The 1,999-nt window shown below is 31.3% G+C and carries 1 protein-coding gene and 1 pseudogene; one reads left to right on the plus strand and one right to left on the minus strand.

Annotated elements, in window-relative coordinates; translation table 11 throughout:
- The coding region (locus JG50_RS0117900) for a ParB N-terminal domain-containing protein (protein ID WP_152568654.1) at positions 1–1,227 on the minus strand (1,227 nt) is incomplete at its 3' end.
- Between the two features lie 200 nt (positions 1,228–1,427).
- On the opposite strand from JG50_RS0117900, the pseudogene JG50_RS19865 reads away from it, so the two are divergent.
- Positions 1,428–1,985, plus strand: a pseudogene (locus tag JG50_RS19865) (DNA adenine methylase).
- Positions 1,986–1,999 lie beyond the last annotated feature (14 nt).

Raw genomic sequence — 1,999 nt, forward strand, 5'->3', positions numbered from 1 at the left:
ACTTTTGGGGTTCATTAAGCAATTAGGAAATTCATCGACATTTAATGTCTGTAACTCTTTGTAGATGTAATTGATTCTTTTAATGTCGATTTTCATCTTAACGTCTTTGGGAATAAGAGTTTTTCTTAAGAATGATAATGGGAAGGGTTTTTTTGTATCATTCTCTCTATTTTGACTTTGGGTGTGATTCTTTTTAGGATCTCCCTTCCTTAGGTTATTGGACGTGGTCTCGAATTTGTTTTTATCAGAATCGTTTTTATTGGTGTATGTTATGTTAGAGCCAGGTTTAATAATGCCTTTTGACTGATTGGGATTAGATTCCAGGTTAAAGAGATTACCTTGTTCGAGTAAATTTGAATTATCTCCATTTACAAGTTGATTGGAAATCAATTCATTTAAAGGAATATAGGTGCTAAATACTCTTGATTTATCTGGGGTTTGGGATTCATCGAATTTCTGTAAATATTCTATTCGATCGTGCTTGTAATAGATGTCTTTTACGTTGATATCTCCGCTGGATAAATCATTTACAATTTTATTTAGACCTTTTAGCAATTCCTCTAATGGAATATTTGTATATAGGATCTTGTTTTCCAGTTTAAGACCTAAAAAATCACGAACGTCTGGGTCGTCAATTAAGCGGCTAAGGTTAGATGTGTATATATTTTTAAAGTGACTTTCATAGCCGATGCTTTTTAAAAAGTCGATTAACTGAAGAACTGCTTTATTTTTACCAAGTCTTTCTTTCTCAAATCTAAGTAATTGTTCTCTATTCCAAGGAACAGTTCCAGCTCCAAAATTTTCTCCAGTATGTTTTAACTCAATCCAATGGTTGATTTCGTTTTCATTTTCAATTACGACACAATCAATGATATAGAAATCAGAAGGGTTAATTTGTTGATGTAGTTGCTTGAATCTAGAATGAATCTTTGTATGATGAACTATGACGTCGGGGTTTAATAATAATTTTAATGCTGTTATGCGCCTGTTTCCTTCTTCCACTATATAGTAACCTTCTTTTTCTGGATCTGGAGTTACCAATGGTAGGTCAATTGGATTTAGTCCGTGATCTACAATATCTTTTGCTAAGCGTAACAACTTATCACCAAGATTTTTAACAATATTTTCAATTGCTTCTAACTCAGTTTTTACTTTGTGGAATCTTGGGTTATTAAGATTCACTATCAATTTATTTAACTCAATGGATTTTATATTGTCTTTAGTCAACATAATTACCTCCAAAAAAAAGTCTCCTATTCACAGATTATACACAAAAGAGCAAATATTTGAAGTGGAAAAAGAAGATTTTATTCATGTACTTTGATATGTATAAAAATAATAATATTAAACTGAAAAGTTAAATAAAGACTAACGCTGGCCAAGATTCATTAATTATGGTAATATTCATTAATAGGAGGACGAAAAATATGACGAAAAAAGAAATTGCTTCCCCTCTTAGATTTCCAGGATCAAAGTCTCGTGTTTATAATAAGATGTGTAAATATTTTAATATTCCTCATTCTGAGTATAGAGAGCCGTTTGTTGGTGGGGGGTCTATTTTTCTAAAAAAAACCCTTGCTCAAAATAATTAGATTAATGATAAGGATGAATTGATTTACTCTTTTTTTATAATTTTGCGGGATAATCCCGAAGGATTATGTAAAAGAATTCGAGATATTGGACTGCCTACTGTTGAATTATGGCAAAAGCTCCGTAAGGAAGTTCCTAAAACTACGCTAGATAAAGCATTTTCATTACTTTTTTTTAATAGAACTAATTATTCTGGTATTTACAAGGCTAATCCTATTGGTGGCATGGGGCAAAAATCTAGATACACAATAGATTGTAGATGGAATGCCGACCTATTATGTGAAAGGATTATGGATTGTTCTAGAAAGTTAAAAGATGTAAAAATTACTTGCTATGATTATGAAGAATTATTATTATCTCCAGGTGAAGATGTTCTAATCTTTTTAGATCTATAATGACCCCATACGCT

This window comes from Thermoactinomyces daqus (assembly GCF_000763315.1).
Taxonomy (GTDB): domain Bacteria; phylum Bacillota; class Bacilli; order Thermoactinomycetales; family Thermoactinomycetaceae; genus Thermoactinomyces_A; species Thermoactinomyces_A daqus.